At 65.3% G+C, this 21,091-nt stretch carries 18 protein-coding genes; 10 read left to right on the top strand and 8 right to left on the bottom strand.

The genetic code is table 11. From position 1 onward, the window contains the following. Positions 1 to 13: 13 nt before the first annotated feature. On the top strand, positions 14 to 2,002 hold the full coding sequence (locus IQ16_RS20105; protein ID WP_035666101.1) for a primary-amine oxidase: 1,989 nt from the start codon (positions 14 to 16) through the stop codon (positions 2,000 to 2,002). A gap of 11 nt (positions 2,003 to 2,013) precedes the next feature. Here the strand turns inward: IQ16_RS20105 and IQ16_RS20100 are convergent, their stop codons facing one another. Next, on the bottom strand, positions 2,014 to 2,571 hold the full coding sequence (locus IQ16_RS20100) for a helix-turn-helix domain-containing protein (protein WP_018641938.1): 558 nt from the start codon (positions 2,569 to 2,571) through the stop codon (positions 2,014 to 2,016). A gap of 678 nt (positions 2,572 to 3,249) precedes the next feature. On the opposite strand from IQ16_RS20100, the gene IQ16_RS20095 reads away from it, so the two are divergent. The 4 genes from IQ16_RS20095 to IQ16_RS20075 all read left to right on the top strand — a co-directional run bounded on the left by IQ16_RS20095 (position 3,250) and on the right by IQ16_RS20075 (position 8,832). Next, positions 3,250 to 5,241 (top strand): TonB-dependent siderophore receptor, encoded by a 1,992-nt coding sequence (locus IQ16_RS20095; RefSeq protein ID WP_018641939.1) that lies wholly within the window; start codon positions 3,250 to 3,252, stop codon positions 5,239 to 5,241. A 58-nt stretch (positions 5,242 to 5,299) separates the two neighbouring features. Then, positions 5,300 to 6,589, top strand: coding sequence for a siderophore utilization protein FsrB (fsrB, locus tag IQ16_RS20090; protein WP_018641940.1), 1,290 nt, complete (start codon positions 5,300 to 5,302; stop codon positions 6,587 to 6,589). 132 nt (positions 6,590 to 6,721) lie between these two features. Next, entirely contained in the window at positions 6,722 to 7,795 is a 1,074-nt protein-coding gene (locus IQ16_RS45205) for a hypothetical protein (RefSeq protein ID WP_158646942.1), read from the top strand. A gap of 221 nt (positions 7,796 to 8,016) precedes the next feature. Then, a complete protein-coding gene (locus IQ16_RS20075) occupies positions 8,017 to 8,832 on the top strand; it encodes a hypothetical protein (protein ID WP_018641942.1) in 816 nt (271 codons plus the stop codon). 19 nt (positions 8,833 to 8,851) lie between these two features. Here IQ16_RS20075 and IQ16_RS20070 read toward each other — a convergent pair whose 3' ends face one another. From IQ16_RS20070 to IQ16_RS20050, 5 genes are read right to left on the bottom strand one after another with little or no spacing between them, the layout of a single operon-like run. Continuing rightward, positions 8,852 to 10,303: an aldehyde dehydrogenase gene (locus IQ16_RS20070; protein ID WP_026311830.1), complete on the bottom strand. Its 1,452-nt coding sequence runs from the start codon at positions 10,301 to 10,303 to the stop codon at positions 8,852 to 8,854. 19 nt (positions 10,304 to 10,322) lie between these two features. Further along, positions 10,323 to 11,054: an ABC transporter ATP-binding protein gene (locus IQ16_RS20065; protein ID WP_018641944.1), complete on the bottom strand. Its 732-nt coding sequence runs from the start codon at positions 11,052 to 11,054 to the stop codon at positions 10,323 to 10,325. After that, on the bottom strand, positions 11,047 to 12,717 hold the full coding sequence (locus IQ16_RS20060) for a branched-chain amino acid ABC transporter ATP-binding protein/permease (RefSeq protein WP_244635757.1): 1,671 nt from the start codon (positions 12,715 to 12,717) through the stop codon (positions 11,047 to 11,049). The genes IQ16_RS20065 and IQ16_RS20060 overlap by 8 nt, the downstream gene beginning before the upstream one ends. Continuing rightward, positions 12,714 to 13,589, bottom strand: coding sequence for a branched-chain amino acid ABC transporter permease (locus IQ16_RS20055; protein WP_018641946.1), 876 nt, complete (start codon positions 13,587 to 13,589; stop codon positions 12,714 to 12,716). Before IQ16_RS20055 ends, IQ16_RS20060 begins: the two co-directional genes overlap by 4 nt. A 57-nt stretch (positions 13,590 to 13,646) precedes the next feature. Next, positions 13,647 to 14,867, bottom strand: coding sequence for an amino acid ABC transporter substrate-binding protein (locus IQ16_RS20050; RefSeq protein WP_026311831.1), 1,221 nt, complete (start codon positions 14,865 to 14,867; stop codon positions 13,647 to 13,649). A gap of 201 nt (positions 14,868 to 15,068) precedes the next feature. Between IQ16_RS20050 and IQ16_RS20045 the strand changes: the two genes are divergently transcribed. After that, entirely contained in the window at positions 15,069 to 15,995 is a 927-nt protein-coding gene (locus IQ16_RS20045; RefSeq protein ID WP_018641948.1) for a helix-turn-helix domain-containing protein, read from the top strand. 29 nt (positions 15,996 to 16,024) lie between these two features. On the opposite strand, the gene IQ16_RS20040 is transcribed toward IQ16_RS20045, so the two are convergent. Further along, entirely contained in the window at positions 16,025 to 17,002 is a 978-nt protein-coding gene (locus tag IQ16_RS20040) for a LysR family transcriptional regulator (RefSeq protein ID WP_035666108.1), read from the bottom strand. A 222-nt stretch (positions 17,003 to 17,224) separates the two neighbouring features. Between IQ16_RS20040 and IQ16_RS20035 the strand changes: the two genes are divergently transcribed. The 4 genes from IQ16_RS20035 (at position 17,225) to IQ16_RS47660 (ending at position 20,217) form a co-directional block, all read left to right on the top strand. Beyond that, positions 17,225 to 18,433 (top strand): ABC transporter substrate-binding protein, encoded by a 1,209-nt coding sequence (locus tag IQ16_RS20035; RefSeq protein WP_018641950.1) that lies wholly within the window; start codon positions 17,225 to 17,227, stop codon positions 18,431 to 18,433. Next, the gene (locus tag IQ16_RS20030) at positions 18,409 to 19,179 is read left to right on the top strand and encodes a nitroreductase (RefSeq protein ID WP_026311908.1); all 771 of its coding nucleotides are present in this window, start codon (positions 18,409 to 18,411) and stop codon (positions 19,177 to 19,179) included. Before IQ16_RS20035 ends, IQ16_RS20030 begins: the two co-directional genes overlap by 25 nt. Then, positions 19,158 to 19,697: a 4-hydroxylaminobenzoate lyase gene (locus tag IQ16_RS20025; protein ID WP_018641952.1), complete on the top strand. Its 540-nt coding sequence runs from the start codon at positions 19,158 to 19,160 to the stop codon at positions 19,695 to 19,697. The genes IQ16_RS20030 and IQ16_RS20025 overlap by 22 nt, the downstream gene beginning before the upstream one ends. A gap of 262 nt (positions 19,698 to 19,959) precedes the next feature. Beyond that, positions 19,960 to 20,217 (top strand): Lar family restriction alleviation protein, encoded by a 258-nt coding sequence (locus IQ16_RS47660; RefSeq protein WP_080648031.1) that lies wholly within the window; start codon positions 19,960 to 19,962, stop codon positions 20,215 to 20,217. Between the two features lie 249 nt (positions 20,218 to 20,466). On the opposite strand, the gene IQ16_RS20015 is transcribed toward IQ16_RS47660, so the two are convergent. Continuing rightward, positions 20,467 to 20,949, bottom strand: a complete 483-nt coding sequence (locus IQ16_RS20015) for a phosphate-starvation-inducible PsiE family protein (protein ID WP_035666110.1) — start codon at positions 20,947 to 20,949, stop codon at positions 20,467 to 20,469. Positions 20,950 to 21,091 lie beyond the last annotated feature (142 nt).

Genomic DNA, 21,091 nt, shown 5'->3' with positions numbered 1-21,091 from the left:
TTTGGACATGCCCATGCTCGATACCGTCAAAGCCAAACCGCAAGCGCAGGCTGCTGCGCCGCATCCGCTCGATCCGCTGACGGCTGAAGAGATCACCGCAGCCTGCACCCTGGTGCGTGCCGCCGCGACCTCACCGGAGAACTGCCGCTTCCCGACGGTGCGGCTGGAAGAGCCGACCAAGCAGGAGCTGGCCGCAGGCGGGGCAGGGCGCCGCGCTTTCGTGCTGACGCTGGACGTGGCCACGGGCGAGGCGATCGAGCACATCGTCGATCTCAGTCGTGGCGAGATCGTCGCGCGAAAAATCATTCCGAACCGCGAGGCGCCCTACGGGCAGCCTCCGGTGATGCTGGAAGAGTTCTTCAAGTGTGAGGCCGTGGTGAAGGCCGACGCCAGATGGCGCGCGGCGATGGTCCGGCGCGGGCTCAGCGACAAGGACATCGAGCTGGTCCAGGTCGATCCGTTCTCGTCGGGCTTCTTCGACAAGGAGTTCGAGCGCGGCGCCCGCATCGTGCGGGCCGTCAGCTATTTTCGCGAGCACCTGCAGGACAACGGCTACGCCCATCCGATCGAGGGCGTGGTCGCCGTGGTCGACCTGATCGGCGGCGAGGTCATCGATCTCACCGACGAGGACCCGATCGTGCCGATCCCGCGCAAGAAGCGGAATTACGGCGCGCATGAACTCCAAAACCCGCGCACCGACATCAAGCCGCTGCATATCGAGCAGCCGGAGGGCGCGAGCTTTCGCGTCGATGGCTGGAAGGTCGACTGGCAGAAATGGAGCTTTCGCGTCGGCTTCACCCCGCGCGAGGGGCTGGTGCTGCATCAGCTCGCCTATCAGGACGGCGCGCGCAAGCGCTCGCTGATCCATCGCGCCAGCGTCACCGAGATGGTGGTGCCTTATGCCGATCCGACCGCGAACCATTTCTGGAAGTCGGCCTTCGATGCCGGCGAATACGGGCTCGGCATGCTCGCCAACGCGCTCGAGCTCGGCTGCGACTGCATCGGCAACATCCATTATTTCGACGTGCCCGCCGCCGACGGCAAGGGCGAGCCCTTCGTCATGCAGAACGCTATCTGCATGCATGAAGAAGACTACGGAATTGCCTGGAAACACTACGAATTCCGTAATGGCCTGTTCGAGGTGCGCAGGTCGCGCCGCCTCGTGATCTCGTTCTTCGCCACCGTCGGCAATTACGACTACGGCTTCTACTGGTACCTCTACCAGGACGGCACGATCCAGCTCGAGACAAAACTTACCGGCATCATCCAGACCGCGGCCGTGCCATCAGGCGAAACGTACAGATGGGGCGGCATGGTCGACGACAATCTCGGCGGTCCCACGCACCAGCACTTCTTCAACGTGCGCCTGCACATGGATCTCGATGGCGGCGGCAACACGGTGACGGAGCACGACTTCGTGCCGCGACCCTGGGGCCACGACAATCCCCACGGCAACGTGTTCGACACCACGACGCGCGTGCTGTCGCGCGAGCGCGACGCCGCGGCGGTCGCCAATGGCGAGACCGGCCGGTTCTGGAAGATCAGCAATCCCAACGAGATCAATTCGGTCGGCAATGCGCCGGCCTACAAGCTCGTCGTCAATCCGAGCCCGCTGATGCTGGCGCAGGAGGGCAGCTACGTGCGCAAGCGCGGCGGCTTCGCCACCAAACACGTCTGGGTCACGGCCTTCGACAGGGACGAGAAATATGCCAGCGGCGACTATCCCAACGTCCATGCCGGCGGCGACGGCCTGCCGCGCTACGCCGCGCAGAACCGCAACATCGAGAATACAGATCTCGTGGTGTGGCATTCCTTCGGCCACACCCATGTCTGCAAGCCCGAGGATTTTCCGATCATGCCGGTCGAATATGCCGGCTTCATGCTGAAGCCGACCGGCTTCTTCGCGGCCAATGCGGCCTTCGACATCCCGCCGGAGCGCAACAGCCGCAGCGTGCTCGCGGGCGAAGGGAAGGGCGCCGCCTCGTGCTGCGACAAGGACTAGCGGCGCGGTAGTCAGCCCGCCGCCAGTTCGGCGTCGCCGACGGGAGGCAGAGCGATGGACGCCGGGCCGGCAACCAGGCTGTCGAGGTCGACCAGCAGCAGGTCGGCAATGTGCGTGAGCTGGTAGAGGGGGATGCTGATCTCACCGCACTCGGCGCGGGAGATATCCTCGGGTGAGATACCAATGAGGTTCGCCATCTGGCTCTCGGTATAGCCACGCGCCTCGCGTGCGCCGCGGACCTGTGCGCCGATATGCCGCCGGTGCAGCGCCTGCTCTTCCTCGGTCATCATCAGGGCCTGCTCGTCGAGGCTCGCAACGCCGTCCGCGAAGGCGACGCCGAGCAGCCGCCGCTTCTGCCAGGCGACACGACAGGTCTTTCGCAAGCCGTCGGCAAAGGTCAGCGTGGCCTGTTTGGGCAACGCCAGCGACCAGTCGAGCTTCAGCCTTGCTCCGGTGCCTGAGACGTCCGCGATCGTGCAGGGGATGCTGACGGTGCCCCTGGCGCCGTCAAACTCGACGAGCCCCGTCCTCGCGGTCGATTGCCTGGTCGCAGCGCGCAATTCGCTCATGGACGTCGCCCCCGGATGCGCCGGCACAGAACGTTGCGGCACGGTCTGCAATGCAAATGAAATATCCCGCAACAGATTCTACCCCCACGGTTCCTCAGGCTCAATCGAGCGCCGAGGCCATGGTAAAGGATTCGTTCTCCGCGCCCGCTTGCGATGTCACTGGTGCTCGCGCCTCGTCGCATCGACCACAGTCGCCTAGAAGGATTCCAAATCCGCTCTCTCTGCGCCTGAGCGCATTCGCCGCACATGCTGCGCACAGGTCTGGAGAAGTTCTAACCCGGTTCCTATCGCGCTCCGAAATCGCCTGCGTTAGGGCGAGGCATCAAAAACGATACCGGCGAAGCCGGCAGTGCGTGGGGCTGCTAAGACGTGACTGACTTCCAACTTCCTGCGTGTTTTCAAACGCGCCATCGACAGCTTCAGGTGCTCTTCTTCGGAGCCGTCAGCTCAGCGGCTCTCCTCCTTCCCCTTGGTCCCGTGCAGGTGCAGGCGCAGACGCAAATTCCCTCGGTCACCGTTGACGCGCCGGCCCATCGCGCACGTCCTGCGGCGACCGCGGCCTCGCGACGATCGGCATCGACGCGCACCTCCCGCGCCAATCGTCGTGCTCCCGCGCAGCAGGCCGCACCAGCCCAGTCGGCGTCGAATGGCGCGACGGGTGAACGCGCCGGCGGACCTGTGCGCGGGTTCGTCGCCACGCGCAGCGGCACCGCCACCAAGACCGACACGCCGCTGATCGAGACCCCCCAGTCGGTCTCCATCGTCACCACCGACCAGGTCCGAAACCAGGGCGCGGTCTCGATCGGCGAGGCGCTGCGCTACACGGCCGGCGTCAGCGGCGACGTCAATGGCGGCTCGGACACCCGCTTCGGCGGCCTCCAGATCCGCGGCTTCGACATGACCATGCCGGGCCTCTACATCGACGGCCTGCGAATCCCCTCCAGCAATTACGTGCATTTCAACGGGCTCGATCCCTACGGCGCCGAACGCCTCGAGGTTCTCAAAGGACCGTCTTCCGCGATGTATGGCGGCAGCGGCACCGGCGGCCTGCTCAACTACGTGACAAAACTGCCGACGGCGCAGCAGTTCGGCGAGGTCTCGATCTCCGGCGGCAGCTTCAACCGATATCAGGGCCAGTTCGACATGGGCGGCCCGGCCAACAAGGAAGGCACCGTGCTGTGGCGCCTGACCGGCGTCGTGCGCGACGGCGAGACCCAGGTCGACTTCAGCAAGGACAATCGCGTCTTCATCGCGCCCGCAGTCACCTTCAAGCCGAACGAGGACACGACCCTCACCGTGCTCGCCAACTATCAGAGGGACCGGGCAGGGTGGGGCCTCCAGTTCCTGCCAGCCTCCGGCACGGTCTGGCCGAACAACGGCCGCACCATTCCGGTCTCGTTCTTCGCGGGCGTGCCGAGCTTCGACGCCTTCAACACCGAGATCGCGACCGCCGGCTACCAGCTCTCGCACGATTTCACCGACAACATCACGTTTCGGCAGAACCTGCGCTACGCCTATCAGCACAATGAGGAGAAGGTGTTTTACGGCGGCGGCTATACCGACGAGGCCGCGGGGCAGCTGGCGCGCTATGGCAGCTACAGCAACTCCTATATCAACTCCTTTGCGGTGGATAACCAGCTCCAGGGCAAGTTCACGACCGGAATCCTGAGCCACACTACGCTGGTCGGGGTCGACTACCGTAACACCACGTTCCGCGACACCGCCTTTGGCGTCACGACGTCGGCGCCCACGGTCAACGTCTTCAACCCGGTATACAGCTACGACTACGCTGTGGACGCCGTGGCGAGCGACAAGACCGGCGTCAAGCAGTCGCAGGCCGGCGTCTATGCGCAGGACCAGATCAGGCTCGGCCGGCTGTCGTTCCAACTCGGTGGCCGCCAGGATTTCGTGACGACGCAGGTCGACAACGGAATCGCCAACACGTCGGTCTCAAAGGATGCCTCGGCCTTCACCGGCCGCGCCGCGGTGATGTACAATTTCGACAACGGCATCGCGCCTTACTTCAGCTATTCGGAATCGTTCCTGCCGGTGCTGGCGACCGGTTTTGGCGGACAGATGCTCGATCCGGAGACGGGCGTCCAATACGAAGTGGGCGTCAAGTACCAGCCACTCGGCTGGAACGCGCTGTTCACCTTCGCCGCCTTCGACCTGTCGCGCGACAATGTCGTCACCTACGTGCCTGCAGCGACCTATGCCGAACAAACCGGGCAGGTGAAATCGCGCGGCATCGAGCTCGAAGGCACGATGTCGCTCGCCGACGGCTGGAACCTGCGTGCGGCCTATGCCTATGTCGATGCCATGGTCACGCAGGATCCGGTGAATGTCGGCAAGGCGCCGGTCACCGTGCCGCTCAATCGCGCCTCGCTGTGGAGCGACTACACGCTCCAGAACGGGGTGCTGGCGGGCCTGCAGTTCGGCGGCGGCATTCGTTACGTCGGCGCGACCTGGGGCGATGACGCCAACACGTTCAAGGTGGGAGCCTCGACCGTGCTGGATGCGCTGCTTGCCTACACCAGGGACAATTGGCGCCTGTCGCTGAATGTCACCAACCTCGCCGACACCCGCTACGTCGCCGCCTGCTACAACCTGTCGGGCTGTTTCTACGCGGAGGGACGTAAAGCGATCGGCAAGCTGACGTACCGCTGGTGAGTTCGAACTGAAGATGGTCCGGCAATGGGGAGCCGGACCTGCTGGATGAGAGAAGACGATGAGAGCAATATTCGGCAAACTACATCGCTGGGCGGGATTGCTCACGGCCGGATTCCTGTTCTTCTCCGGCATCACGGGCGCGATCATCTCCTGGGACCATGAGATCGACGACGTCCTGAACAACCATCTCTTCGATGTCTCGACCAAGGGCCCGGCCATCCCGTCGATCGAGCTCGCCAAGATGATCGAGCAGCGCGATCCTCGTGCGCGCGTCGTGTATCTCTTCATGACGCCGGAGGAGGGCCACTCGCTGTGGTTCTTCATCATGCCGCGGATCGATCCCGCGACCGGCAAGCGCTATCCGCTCGACTACAATCAGGTGTTCCTCGATCCCAACACCGGCGCCGAGCTCGGCCGGCGCTATTGGGGCGCGGTGTGGCCGGTCACGCGAGAGAACTTCGTCTCGTTCCTCTACAAGCTGCACTACACCATGCACATCCCGGAATTCTGGGGCAGCGACCGCTGGGGCATGCGCGTGCTCGGCATCATCGCCATCATCTGGACCATCGACTGCTTCGTCGGCTTCTATCTGACGCTGCCCTCGCGGCGACGCGCCAAGGCGGCGCGGGCGCCCGAGGTCACGCGACAGCTCGACCGCGGCTTCTGGGCGCGCTGGGCGCCGGCCTGGACCATCAAGAGCTCCGGCAGCGCCTACCGGATCAATTTCGACATCCACCGCGCCTTCAGCCTGTGGACCTGGGGCGTCCTGTTCATCATCGCCTTCACGGCATTCTCGCTGAACCTCTATTTCGAGGTGTTCTCGCCGCTGATGAAGATGGTGTCGAACTACACGCCGACACCTTATGAGCAGCGGCCCTATCGCGATCTCGATAACCCGATCGAGCCCAGGATGACGTTCGCCGAGATCGCGGCCCGCGCGGCCGCCGACGGCAAGGCGCGTGGCTGGACCACCCCGGTCGGCGCGCTCAGCTACGGCCCGGCCCATGGCGTCTACGCCGCCGCCTTCTTTCATCCCGGCGACGATCACGGCGCCGGCGGTGTCGGCCCGGCGCAGCTCTATTACGACAGCGAGGACGGCCGTCCGATCGGCGAGCGGCTGCCCTGGGTCGGCACCGCCGCCGACATCTTCGTGCAGGCGCAGTTTCCGCTGCATTCGGGCCGCATCGTCGGGCTGCCCGGCCGCATCCTGATCTCGATCATGGGCCTCGTCGTGGCCGCGCTCTCGGTCACCGGGGTCGTGATCTGGTGGCGCAAGCGCCGCGCCCGTGTCCGCGTGCGCGAGACCGCTGCGCTGCGCCTGAACCGGCAGCTCACGCCGGCTGAGTAGGGCGCCGGGCAAGTCTGTCCGGGCCCACCAATGCATTCAAATAAAAGTTGTGACGCGCCGCGCCTTTCCGTAAGGTTGCAAGGGTGAACGCGCTGCCAGGCAGCGCGGGTGATCATTCGCCGGGAGCGTCCAATGACCACGCCTTGTCACTTCAACTCCGCTCAGTTGTCATTCGAGGGATCGCCGCTGGATCAGGCCCGGTGCCTGCTTCGCACCGTCAAGCCCCACGGCATCGTCGCCGAGGCGCCAGCCGATCTGCCGCCGGTGCTGTCCAGCCTGCTCGCCAGTCCCGCAGCGCTGGGAGTGACCAAGGCGCAGCTGCGATCTTTCCTTCAGACGCAGGGGATTGCCGAAAGCACCGTGGGCGGCTCGGTGACGGATCGCATCTGCCACGCCAATTCCGACGACCCGAACGCACCGCTTGCGCGTTATTTCGTCATCCACGACACCAGCTTCAAACTGGGGGCCGGACAAGACTTCGACCCGGATTTCATCAACACGGCCGCCTGGTCCGGCAACAAGCTTTCGGGTCTGCCTGACGGCAAGACCCACATCTACATCACGCGCCTCGGCGAGACACGGACGGACCGGACCTACGGCACGCCTTGGCGCGCGACCCAGTTCGAAAAGCCGAGTACCCGCTTCAGGGGACTGTTCCTGCATCACGAACTGGTGCAGCCGCGCATGGGCCCCGGCACCCAGGACTTCCAGTCGCCCGACCCCGGATTCACGCCCGCCCAATATGCCAGGCTCGCGCTGCAATATGTCATCGCCGGCGTCAGGCGCGGCGAATGGATGGTCCCGGTCTACCATTGCGTGCTGGATCTGGGCGTGGGCGACCACGACGACCCCCAGCATTTCGACCTCGCGGCCTGGGACGCGGCCCTCCAGACGACGCTCGCGGGCGTCCGTGCGGAGCAGGCAGAGGCCGACGTGGCGGTAATTGCGGCGGCCCCGACCGCACCGCGCGCGCGGCGGACCAGGCCACGGAAAGCCGGACGGACCAGGACGGCGAAGAAGGCCGCGCCGCGCAGGAAGGTCGCGGTCGCCAGGAAGCCCGCGAAAAAGACCTCCGCAAAGAAGAAGTCGCCGGCCAAATCGCCTGCCAAACCGCCTGCCAAGTCGCGCAAGACAGCCGCGGCTGTGAAGAAGGCGGGCAAGAAGACAGCCAAGACCCGCGCCAGGAAAAGCAAGAAGCGCGCATAGGCGCCACGTAGACGCCTACGGAGCAGGGGGAGAGGGGCGGCGGGCCGCAAGTCCTGGCCTGTGCAAGACTTGGCTGTGCAAGACTTGGCTGTGCAAGACTTGGTTGTGCAAGTCTTGGCCTGTGCAGGTCCTAGCCTGTGCAGGTCCTTGCCTGCCGGTGAACCTTCACGCGGGGCACCGGCACCAAGACTGGAGATTGCTTCCAGCCTTTCGGACATCGCATGAGATCGCTCGCCTTGCTCTGCCTGCTCGTCCTGGCCATACCCGCGCGGGCGGCCGCGCCCGAGCAGAATTATCTCGACCTGCGCGACCGCTACATCGCAAAGTTCTCCAAGGCCAAGGAGAACGACGAGACCTTCAAGCAGCATGACGCGGCGCTCGAGGAGTTGGCACGCGTCCTGCGCGGCCTGGTGGGCCCGGTCACGATCAAGGGCCTCCCGGCTGACGGCAAGTCGAACGTCGATACCCTGTTCAAGGGCGATTCAGGTTTCGGTCATCTCGATGGCCTCGGCTTCGCCTCCGAGGGCGACAAGATGCAGGCCGTGGTGACCACGACGGGGCTGTTGAAGCACTGGCTGGGCGAGCACCGCGAGGACGGCATGCCGCAGGAGATCGGCGCGGCGATCAGGTCGGACCGCTTCTACTATCAGGCGATCCAGGACGCCGCCTTCGCCAAATATGCGGAGCTGCCGGTTACAAAACCCGCAGGCACGAGCGCCGCGGTCGCCGTGCTGGGCGTGCGCGGCAACGGCGATCTGAAGGGCTCGCCGGGCGAAATCGGCGTGGTCGCGATAAAGGGCGACAAGGTCTTTTTCCTCTCTTCAAGCCACGCCGTGAAGACGGCCGAGATCCCGGCCTGTGAGAAAGTCTGGAAGCAGATGATGGCCAGGAAGACCCCGCAGGACGCCATGGCCAAGGAAGACCAGGCCATGGACGCCTACACAAAATGCTTCGCCAAGGAGGCTCCGAGCCAAAGCTGGTTCGGAGCAGCGGTGAAGAAGGCGCAGAGTCAGCTCGACCTGCTGCCGCTGCGCTGAGGCGAACGGCCGCCTTGCTTCAGAACGGGTAATGGCGAGGTCCGGTCTGCACCGTGATCCAGCGCAGCTCGGTGAACTCGTCGATGGCAGCCTTGCCGCCGAAGCGCCCGTAGCCCGATGCCTTGGTGCCGCCGAACGGCATCTGCGGCTCGTCATGCACGGTCGGCGCATTGACGTGGCAGATCCCGGCTTCGATCCGCTTGGCGACGCCAATTGCGCGCGCGATGTCGCGGCCGAACACGGCGGAGGACAGGCCGTATTCGGTGTCATTGGCAACCCGGACCGCTTCATCCACCCCGCTGACCCGCACAACGGTCACGACCGGACCAAAGCTTTCCTCGCCATAGATGCGCATCGCCGGGGTGACGTGATCGACGATGGTGGCCGGCATGATCGTGCCGCTGCCGTGTCCGCCTGCCGCAAGCACCGCACCCTTGGCGACGGCATCGTCGATCAGGCCGCGTACGCGGTCGCAGGCAGCATCGCTGATGAGCGAGCCGAGCACGACATTGCCCTTGCGGGGATCGCCGTGGGGCAGGCTCTTCGCCTTGGCCGCGAACTTGGCGATGAAGGCGTCCGCCACCTTGTCGTCGACGACGATCCGTTCCGTCGACATGCAGATCTGGCCCTGGTTCATGAAGGCGCCGAAGGCCGCGGCATTCACGGCCGCATCGAGGTCGGCATCGTCGAGGATCACGAGCGGGGCCTTGCCGCCGAGCTCCAGCAGCGCGCGCTTGAGATGCTTGGCGCAAGCGAGCGCGATCAGACGGCCGACCCGGGTCGAGCCGGTGAAGTTGACGCGGCGGACGGCGGGATGGGCGATCAGCGCCTCGACCACGGCCTGCGCATCTTCCGGCGCATTGGTCACGACATTGACGACGCCGTCGCCAAGGCCGGCTTCGGTCAGGCAGCTTCCGATCAGCCGGTGCACGCCGGGACTCATCTCGGAGGCCTTCAGCACCACCGTGTTGCCGCAGGCAAGCGGCATCGCGACCGACCGCACGCCGAGGATGACCGGTGCATTCCACGGCGCAATCCCGAGCACGACGCCGACCGGCTGGCGGAAGGCCATTGCGAGATTGTCGGGCTTATCGGACGGGATGACCTCGCCCGAAATTTGCGTTGTCATGGCGGCGGCCTCGCGCAGCATGCCTTCGGCGAGATGCACGTTGAAGCCGGCCCAGCCCGCGGTGGCGCCGGTCTCGGCGACCATCAGCGCGGTGAACTCCGCGGCCCGGCGCGCGAGGATGTCGGCGGCTGCGCTCAGCCGCTTGCGGCGCTCGGAGGGGCCGAGCTGCGACCAGGCCGGGAAGGCGGCGGCCGCAGCATCGGCGGCGCGCATCGCATCGTCGATCGAGGCCGCGGCCACTGTTGTCGCGACCTCGCCGGAGATCGGGTTGCGGCGCTGGAAGGTCCGCTGGTTGCTGGCCGACCGGTCCTTGCCGCCGATGAGAAGGTCGATTGCGTTCATGGCGCTCTCCATGGGGTGATCAATGTGGGGGCGATGCGGCGCGCGCCTTGCCGAGATAGGCGCGTTGGATCTCGGGATCGTTTCTCATCGCAGCGGCTGGTCCGCTGCCGGCGTTGCGGCCGGACTCGATCAGGTAGACACGATCGGCGATGTCGAGGCTGGCGCGTGCATTCTGCTCGACCAGCAGCACACCGACGCCTCCGGCGCGGATCTGCGCCAGCGCGCGAAACACCTCGCGGCTGAGGAGGGGCGACAGGCCGAGCGAGGGCTCATCGAGCAGGAGCAGCAGCGGGTTCGACATCAGCGCCCGGCCGATCGCCACCATCTGCTGCTCGCCGCCGCTCATGGTGCGGACGGCCTGGGTCATGCGCTCGGCAAGGCGCGGGAACAGTTGCAGGATCCTTGCGAGCCGATCCGCCTCGCCGGCACGGGCGCGGGCGGGATAGGCGCCGAGCTGCAAATTCTCGGCAACCGTCAGTTCGCCGAAGACGCCGCGTCCCTCCGGCACCAGGGCGATGCCGCGCTCCACGATCAGATGGGCGGGCAGCTCGCCGATGCTCTGTCCCTCGAACGTGATCCTTGCGCCCGGAACGGGCCTGACCAGCCCGGCGATGCTCTTGAGCAGGGTGGACTTCCCGGCGCCGTTGGCGCCGAGGATCGCGACGATCTCGCCTTTGGTGATGCCGAGCCCGACGTCGGCCAGCGCCTGGTGCTTGCCATAGAAGTGGGAGAGGGCGGCGACCTCAAGCATCGTCACCTCCGAGATAGGCGGCGACGACCTTCGGATCGGCCAGGACATCGTCCGGCGTGCCGCGCGCGATCACGCTGCCGGCGTTCATGACGATGCAATGGCCGCACAGCGCGCGGATCGCATCCATGACATGTTCGACCATGATGATGGTGAGACCGCGCTCGCGCAGTTTCGCAATCAGGGCGATGCCGGTCTCGAGCTCGCTCGGGTTGAGGCCCGCCAGCCATTCGTCGAGCAGCACGAGGCGCGGCTGCAGCGCAAGCGCACGGGCAAGCTCGAGCCGCTTCTGGTCGATATAGGTCAATTCGCCCGCGGGGGCTTCGTGCATGGTGCCGAGCCCGACCAGGTCCAGCAGCTCGCGTCCCGTCGCGTCCGAACCGTTCGACGTCGAGAACAACCGCGCCGCAGCGACGTTCTCGGCGACGGTCAGGTCCGGCATCACCCGCACCAGCTGGAACGTACGCGCAAGCCCCAGCCGCGCGATCTGGTGCGCGCGCAGGCCGTTGAGGACGGTGCCGCTGAAGCGGATCGTGCCCGACGAGGGGCGCAAGGCGCCCGACAGCGTATTCAGCAGCGTCGTCTTGCCGGAGCCGTTGGGGCCGATGATGCCGATGATCTCGCCCGGCGCGACCGTGAAGCTGACGTCCTCGACGGCGCGCAGCCCGCTGAACGATTTGCTGACGCCGTCGACCGCGAGCAGCGTTGCATCCATCTTGCGGGCGGAAGCGGTGGCGGGATGACCTGCCGGGACACGCCAGCGGCCCGCCCCGAACAGGCCGATCACGCCATTCGGCAGCACCATGACGATGAGGACGAAGATGATGCCGAGCACGATGCTGAAATGGTTGGGCAGCGTCGCGGTCAGCACCTCGAACAGCAGCACCAGCGGAACGACGCCGAGCACGGGGCCGAACAGCGAGCCGGCACCGCCGAGCAGGGCCATGATCACGACCTGGAACGAGATGGTCGGATTGAAGGCGATCGCGGGATCGATATAGGTCCAGCGCGGCGCCATCACCGCGCCGGTCATCGCCATGAACGTCGCGCTCAGGATGAAGACGCCGAGCTTGATCCGCGTCGCGTCGATGCCGGAATGGCTGGCCGCGGTCTCGTCGGCGCCGATGGCGCGCAAGGCCAGCCCGTAGCGCGAGCGCCCGAGCAGCCAGCCCACCAGGAAGACGATCGCGGTCAGGCCCAGCAGCTGCCAGTAGAGAATGTCCTGCGTCACCGCGCTGAAGAGATAGCGGCCGACCGATTTGTGGATGTTGACCTCGTACCAGATCACCAGCTGCCGGATCAGCTCGGCCAGCCCGAAGGAGAAGATCACGAAATAGATGCCTGACAGCCGCAGCGTCGAGAGTCCGGTGATGGCGGCGGTGAGGACGCCTACACCGGCCGCGGCCAGCAGCACGACCGGCCAGGGCATGGTCTCACCCAGCACCGCAGCGGTGTAGGCGCCGAGGCCGAAGAAGGCGACCGTTGCAAGCGAGATGTAGCGGGTGGGACCCGAGAACATCGCCCAGGCGGTTGCGAGGATCGTGAAATAGAGGACGCTGATGCCGAGCGCGAGATAGTAGCCGTTGGCATAGCGCGGATAGGTGACAACGGCCGCAGCCAGGGCAAGCGCGGCACACCATAACAATGCACGCAGAGGCCCGGTCACGACGCGGCTCTCCCGAACAGGCCGGTAGGTTTGATAAGGAGCACGCCGAGAAACAGCGCGTAGGTCGCGGCCAGCGTCAGCCCGGGATCAACCAGCCGTGCCACCGCGGTCTCGACCACGCCGAGCAGCAGCCCCGCAACCAGCGCGCCCAGGACGTTGCCGACGCCGCCCATGATGACGACGACCAGCGCCTTCATGGTGAAGATCACGCCCATTGCGGCGTTGAAGGTCAGGAACATGCTGACCAGCACGCCGCCGACGGCGACGAGGCCGCCGCCGAAGGCAAACGCAAATCCTGACAGCGCGGCCACGTCGATCCCGACCAGGCGCGCGGCGTTCGGGTCAACGGCGATGGCGCGCACGGCGGTGCCGATCCGCGTACGGGTAAGGGCGAGATAGACGGCGCCGCCAACCACGGCGGCGAACAGCAGCGCGACCAGGCGATTGACCGCAAGCGTCGAGCCCATGATCGTAAGCGGAATGGAGAGATAGCTGTAGCTGTAATACTGCCCGCCGAAGGCGACCAGCATGGCGCCCTGGATCACGAACAGCGCGCCGAAGGTCACGAGGATGCTGTCGATCTCCTGCGCGCCGCGGTCCTTGCCCCGCCGCATCAGCCGTTCCAGCAGGAAGCGATAGAGCAGCCAGTTCAGCAGCATCGCGACCGGGACCGCCAGCAGCAGCGCGGCCAGCGGGCCCAGGCCAAGGCCGCTGTAGAGCGAGAACGCGCCGAAGGCAGCCGCGACCAGCGACTCCCCGTAGGACAGGTTCATGATCCGCGCCACGCCGTATTGCAGCGTCAGCCCGAGCGCGATCAGCGCGTACATGCCGCCGAGCACGAGGCCCGGCAGGATGATGTCGACGAGCAGCATGAAACCGAGCCCTTTAAGCGGACGGCAGGCCTCGCAGCGCAAGGCCTGCCAACGGCCTTACTGCCACTGTGCCTTGGGCACGACCGGCGCACGCGCGCCCGGCAGCGAGGCCGGCGCAAGCGCGTAGAACTCGCCGTTCTGCCACTGGCCGACGCTCCAGACGTCCTGGAGCAGTCCGTCCTTCAGCTTGACTTTGCCGATGATGGTGTCGAACGTGCCCGAGCGGATTTCCGCTGCGACGGCGGCGCGATCGAGCTTGCCGACCTTTTCGATCGCCTGCTGCAGCACCTGGAGGCTTGCATAGGTGATCGAGCTCGCCCAGCGATCTGGCTCCTTGCCGGTCGCGGCCTTGTGGCGCGCGAGATAGTCCTTCAGCTGCGGCGAGTCCGCGTTCCAGCCGCCGATCCCCATCACGCCCTCGCTGTTGGCCGCGAACTTGCCCTTGTAGAGCGGGAAGGCGGTACCGACACCGACGTAGAAGACCTTTGGATTGAATTTCAGGAGCTGCGCCTGCTCGGTCAGCGCGATCGTATCCGGCGGATAGCTGAAGGCGACGAACGCATCCGGATTCGACGCGATCGCGTCCTTCAGCAGCGGCTGAAGATCCTGCGCGCCCATCGGATAGGTCTTGTCATAGGTCAGCGTAAATCCGTGCTTCTTGAAAGCCTCGCGGCCCGCTGCGGAGAGCTCGATGCCGAACTGATCGGCGATGCTGACCATCGCGATGTTCGCCCCGATCTTGCCCTCGCTCTTCAGCTTGCCGAGCAGATCCGCCAGGCCCTCGGAGATCTGCGCCGACGTCCCGAGCCAGAATGTCGCGTTCGACCAGCGCTTGGCCAGCTCCGGCGCCTTGTCGGTCACCGACGTCACCGCAAGGTGAGGGTAGCCGAGCCGGTTCAGCGTCGGGCCGACTGCAAGGTTGAGGCCCGTGCTCCAGGGCGGAAGGATGAAATCAACCTTGTCCTGGTTGGCGAGACGCTCGATCGCCTTGACGGCTTCCTCCGAGCTGCTGCGGTCGTCATATTCGACCACCTCGATCGGCAGCTTCTTGTCGCCGAGCTTGATGCCGCCGGCCGCGTTCACGTCCTTCACCCACAGCTCGTAATTGGGCAGGGTGGTGATACCGGCGCCGCCGGCATAGGGGCCGGTCTTGGAAATGGCATAGCCGATCCGGATCTTCTCCTGCGCATCGGCCGCGGACGCAAAGCTTCCCAGCGCCGTGGCGACAGCCGCAAGGCCAGTGACGCGCAGCAACGTTCGACGGTTCGCCGAAAACATGTCGATCCTCCCTCGTTGTTTCACTCCAGCGGTTGTCCGCTAGCGATGTGAGTGGGCCGTTCCTCTTGGTCCCGGTTTCTTTTCGGCACGGCTTCAGGAAGCCGGCCGCGACCAGGACTTGACCTAGCAAGCACCGAGGGGTTTGTTCGCACAATGGACAGATCCGGCGAAAGATTGGACGTTTCTGGTCGGGGCGGCCAGGTGCGTCGAGGCGTCGCGGACAGCACTCCAGCAGGCGCGAGCGGCCCTACGCCCGTCGGCGCCGAGCTGATCGCCTCGCACTACGTTGCGCGGCGCTGGATGCTGACATCGAAAGCGGCGCGGCCGTTCATCCATCTGCTCTGCCTGCACGTTGGAGCCGCCGCCGAGGTCGGCCGGCCCGGCAAGACGACGGCGTTTACCGGCCCGGCCATTGTCTGGCTGCCGGCGGGGTCGGCCGAATGGCTCGAGGTGCCGGCCGGGGCCACCGCCGAGCTGCTGCAACTGCGCGCGGGCGTGTGGCATCGCTACCTGCCGCCATCGGCCGAACCAGCCTATCTCGCGCTCGAAGCCGCCGGTGGCATCATGGCGCGGCCGGTCGAGCCCGACCTCGTCACCACGATGTCACGGTCGATCGCGGCGATCGCCGCCGAGATCGCTTCGCCTGCCCGCAGCGGCGCGGCATCGATCATGTCGGCCGAGCTGACGCTGTGTGTTCTGCGCTTCTGGCGCCTGTTCGCCGGCGCGACCGACGATCGGGACGAGGAGGGGAGCAGTGCCGAAATCCTGACACGCTTCCGCCGACTGCTCGAGGAGCGCTATCAGCAGCACCTGCGCGTGAGCGATTACGCGAACCTGCTCGGCATGACGCCGGACCGCCTGCACGCTTTGTGCAGCCGCGAGCTGAAGCGTTCACCGAGCGAACTGATCCAGCAGCGCCTCGTCAAGGAAGCCGCGACACGGCTCGAGGCCGGCACCGTTGCCGTCAAGCAGATCGCCTTTGCGCTGGGCTTCAAGGACACCGCCTACTTCAACCGCTTCTTCCGCAAGCACACCGGCGAGGCGCCGGGCGTCTGGCGCCGGCGCGTTGCGGCGCGCGTGCGCGCCGGCCGATCGCGGCCGACGCTCAACTTTGCCGACTGGCCGTAAGCGCCAACTGGACAGGTGAGCGTCTCCAGCTAGCGCCGGTGCCGGAGGTCCTCAGTCGTGCGCCTGAGGACGTCGTGAAGCCAGTCATGTGCCGGCTCGCCCTCGATACGTTCGTGCCACAATAGCCGGACTTCGACCGGAGTTGTGGCGTAAGGCAGCTCGTACGCGGTGACGGCATGGGCGCGTTCGAATGCCCGCGCCAATGGACGCGGAACGATGGCCGCCAACTCGGAGTCCGCGAGCAGGGCGGGCAGGGCAAGAAAATGCGGCAGCGAAACAGCTATTCGCGGCGGCCGGTCGCTTTCGGACAGTGCCCGTTCGAGCGCTGCGCGGTCATACATCTCCGATCGACGGGCAAGGCCGCGCTCGGAGATGAAGCCCCCGATCGCGCCCTCCTGCTCGCCGCCGAAGGAGACGACGACCAGCGGCATGCGCGCCAGCGTCGCGTTGGTGATCCGGCCGAGCTTGCGCTTGCCGCCCACGATCAGCACGTCGTCATATTCGAACAATAGCGAGGTGCGGAAGCGGCTCGGCGGATCCGAGAAGACGCCGATCGCAACGTCGATGCGGCCGAGGTCGATCTGCTCCGCGAGGTCGATCCGCGTCACCGGCTTGATGATCAGGTCGATCGCCGGCGCTTCAGCCTTCAGTATCTTCAGGAGCGGTGAGGCCAGCACCATCGTGGTGAAGTCGTTGGCGGCGAGGGTGAACCGCCTGGTGGAAGCCGCCGGAACGAAGCGCGGCTGCTCGACCGCCGCTTCGAGCGATCGCAGCGCTTCGCGAACCTGCGGAGCCATCGTCAGCGCCCGCGCGGTCGGTTGCATGCCGGTCGCCGTGCGCACGAACAAATCGTCTTCGAGCATCTCGCGCAGCCGGGCGAGCGAATGGCTCACGGCGGATTGACTGAGGGCGACCCTCTGGCTCGCCCGCAGCACGCTCCGCTCCTCCATCACGGCGTCGAAGACCTTGAGCAGGTTCAGGTCCAGCGTCTTGAAGGAAACGGCCACGTGCGCGTCTCGAGGCGGATCGCGCGCCCGTTGCTTCATTGCGATCGCTTGCAGTTAAGGCCAACCACGCAGCCGACGCAACCGACCAGGGCCCCGGAGCGCGATGCCTGGCCGCTCGCCCCACCAAACTGAAGGCGGTTCAGGATCACTCTGCAAGAGTTTCACTTCCGCAATCGCGCGATCCCGTCATCATCCCGGCGCCGGATTTGGAGGAGACGGGCAATGAAATCCTGCGGGATCTCGATCGGAGCTTTCGGACTAGCACTGACGCTTCTCACGGCGCAGGCGATTGCACAGGATGGACCTGTGAAGCTCGGCGTCCTCACCGACATGTCCTCGCTCTATGCCGACAATGGCGGCCAGGGCTCGGTGGTCGCGGCGCAAATGGCGGTCGACGACTTCGGCGGCCAGGTGCTCGGGCGCAGCATCCAGATCGTCGCGGGAGACCACCAGAACAAGGCCGATGTGGGATCGACCATCGCCCGGCGCTGGCTCGAAAATGAAAACGTCGAAGTCATTCTCGACGTGCCGAATTCTGCGGTCGCGCTGGCGGTGCAGGGCATCACGCGCGACAAGAAGAAGCTGTTCCTCGCCACGGGCGCCGCGACGTCCCGCCTCACCGGCGACGAATGCTCGCCGACCGGAATTCACTGGACCTACGACACCTACGCGCTGTCGCAGGGAACGACGCGGGCGATGTCGCGTCTCGGCGCAAGCTCCTGGTTCTTCGTTTCGGTCGACTACTCTCTTGGAGCCCAACTCGAGGCCGACAGCCGCCAGGTCATCGACGCCATGGGCGGCAAGATCCGCGGCGCCGTGAAGCATCCGATCAACACGCCGGATTTCTCGTCCTTCCTGCTCCAGGCGCAGTCGTCGAAGGCGGATGTGATCGCGCTCGCCGATTCCGGCGGCGACTTCATCAACGCCGTCAAGCAGGCCGGCGAATTCGGCATCACCCAGCGGCAGAAGCTGGTCGGGCTGCTCGTCTTCATCGCCGACATTCACAGCCTCGGGCTGCAGAGCGCCCAGGGCCTGATGTTGAGCTCGGCCTTCTACTGGGACCTGAACGATGACACCCGCGCCTGGTCGAAGCGCTTCATCGCAAAGACCCAGAAGGTCCCGACCATGATCCACGCCGGCACCTATGGCGCGGTGACGCACTACCTCAAGGCAGTGCAGGCGGCCGGCACGCTGGATGGACCGACCGTCGCCGCCAGGATGCGCGAGGCGCCCGTGAACGATTTCATGACGAAGAATGGCCGGATCCGCGAGGACGGCCGGCTGGTCCGCGACATGTATCTGTTCCGCGTCAAGTCGCCCGAGCAGTCGAAATACAAGTTCGACTATTACGAGCTGCTGGCAACGATTCCGGGTGACGAGGCTTTCCGGTCGATGGAGCAGGGTGGATGTCCGCTCCTGAAGAAGCCATGACCGGCGCGGTCGCGGCTACGCGAAGCCAGATCGACGAGATCATCGCAGGCCGCTTTGCGTGCCGCGATTTCTCGGACGCGCCAGTCGGACGAGGGACCATCGAGCAGATCCTGCGCGTGGCGCGGTTTGCACCAAGTGGCGCCAATATCCAGCCCTGGCATGTCTACGCGCTGGCGGGCACTGTCAAGGACACGGTGTCCGTGGCTCTCCGCGAGGCGCACGAAACCGCCCGCGACGCGCACGTATCGGAATACAGCTATTACGCCAGCGACCTGCCCGAACCCTACCTGCGGCGACGCCAGGAGTTTGGCCGGCTGTTCTATGGCTCGCTCGGCATCGCCCAGACCGATCTCCAAGCCAGGAGCGGCCAGACCGCCAAGAACTACGCGTTCTTCGGCGCGCCCGTCGGGCTCATCGTCACCATCGACCGGCGCCTGCAGGTCGGAAGCTGGCTCGACCTCGGCATGTTCGTCCAGAACGTGCTGCTGGCCGCGGCAGGCCATGGGCTTCAGTCCTGCCCGCAGGAGACGTTCTCGAAATACCACCGGATCCTGCGCCCGCTGCTGTCGATCCCGGCGGAGCAGATGGTGGTGTGCGGCATCTCGATCGGCCGCGCCAGGGACGTCGCCAAGGGCAGGCTGATGCCACGCGCCGACATCGCAGAGTTCGCCTCTTTCGCTGGCTTCGAAGAACAAAGTGCAACCCAAATGGAAAGGACAAGGCCATGGGAAGCCGAGACGAGCTGATTCAGTGCAGCATTCCGTTTCTGCGCGAGGTCAAGGACATGACACCCGGCGCGGAAATGGAGCGGTGGCTCAATCAAAAATACGGCGAGCCTAGCCAGCTCTACCAGGACCTGGCGCGCCTGATCAGGCTCGGGGTCCAGGAAGGCTGGGCAGCCAACCAGGAGGTCGAAGGTCCGAACTACCGGCGCAGCCGCATTCTGGAACCGGTGCCTGAGACGTTCCAGTTCAGCATCACGGCGGTCTACATGAACAGCGCCGATCCGCGCCGCTTCAAGGACGAGGACGACCACGACGTGCTGCGCGGGCAATATCATGGCCACCCATACGGGGAACTGAACCTGGTCGTGCCACTGGACAAAGGCGCCGAGCTGAAGGGGCTGCAGGGGTGGCAGGGGCCCGGCTGGACCGCGCCCGATCCCGGAAGCCGTCACTATCCCGAGGTCCGCGGCGGCGCCGTCATCGCACTGTTCTATCTGCCCGCCGGACGCATCTCCTACGACTTCGCGGCGCCGTCCTGATGGCCGGCCGGACGATCACAGGCGACGCCATCCGCGAACTTCACCCGTGTTGAAGAACGCACCATTGGGTCCGCAGAGCGGCCATCCGTCGCGATGATCCCGGGTGCAACGGCGGCACGCCATGATCGAACGGGATAGGCTCTGAGTAATTCACGACGTGCACCTCGAGGCTCGAACTCGCCCTCGCCATCGAGCCGTCCAGCGTGTATTGGCAAGGGCGCCGTGCCTCCCTGCGCCTTGCGATGAGAACACGAGAAATTGCATGCCTAGGAAACTCACTCATAGCGCCGCTATCGATCCACTGCACGGATTCCCTGTTTCTGTGCAACCGCTGCAGCCCTGTCCTTTCTGCGGCGGCTCGGAAGTTTGGATCAACAGCGACATCGTGCCGAAATTCGTGGCATGCAGGAAATGTTGGGCGTTCGGCCCCAGTGCGCCGACCGTTACACAGGCGGCCGAGCGCTGGAACAAACGCGCCACGCCCCCTGGAACGAACACGGCTGCAGCGACCTCTGGCTAATCTAGCTCTCAATCAATAGCTGGACGATCTGGTTTTTCGCTTTGCATTGCGAATGCCCAGCGGTAGGCAGCTCCTTTTGCTGGAACCGTCTGTCGAGCGACGTCTCCGGCCGGGGGCCGCGGCAACCTTTGGGCCAACAACAGAAGTGCAGGTCGGTTTGCTGGCAACCTGTTTCCTCGCACAAGGCCAGGAACTTCGAATTTGAAATCGTTTTGTCAGCTTTTGTAGCGACCGCCTTGCAATGCAATCTCATCCGTCTCGCGCCGCGATGATTTCGCGCGGCTGCCCTTGGTCGCGCACCAACCAATAGACGGCGCCCAGCGCAAGGATGGCTGCGGCGAGCGCCAGCAGATGGAAGGCATCCGTGCTTGAAAGATCGAGAATGATCAATTTGCGTACCACCGCCAGCAACGCAATCAGGATGACAGAGCGTACTTGCACAACACTGTCGCGCCGCTCCGCTACCACCAGAAGGGAGCGCTTGAATTCAAGTGCAATGATGACGGTAAAGATCATACCGAACACCGTCTGGAACACACCATAATCGGTCGGATCGAAATTGGTTGCCCAGATGCTGAGCAGGATTTTCAGCGTCAGATTCCACAGCGCGAGGACAATGATGATGGCGATCAGCATGGTCAGCATCAGGATGCAGACTTGCTCGAATTTCTGGTAGAGCGTCAGCGGCTCGAACGACAGACGCAGATCAGAGAATTCCTTTTCCAAGGACATCGTCGGCTCCATCAGCCAGCGGGCTTTAGGCATAGGATGATTTTCACAGATAATGCCGTACGGTCGTGACGCCCGCTATGGGTCAAGCTGAAAGAACTCAGTGCGAGCATATATTTTCCGCTTTGCCCTCGTTGCAGCGGAG

It is taken from the genome of Bradyrhizobium huanghuaihaiense (genome assembly GCF_007830635.1).
Taxonomy (GTDB): Bacteria; Pseudomonadota; Alphaproteobacteria; order Rhizobiales; family Xanthobacteraceae; genus Bradyrhizobium; species Bradyrhizobium huanghuaihaiense.
Note: the sequence above shows the minus strand (reverse complement) of the source record. Positions and strands in the feature narration are given on the sequence as shown.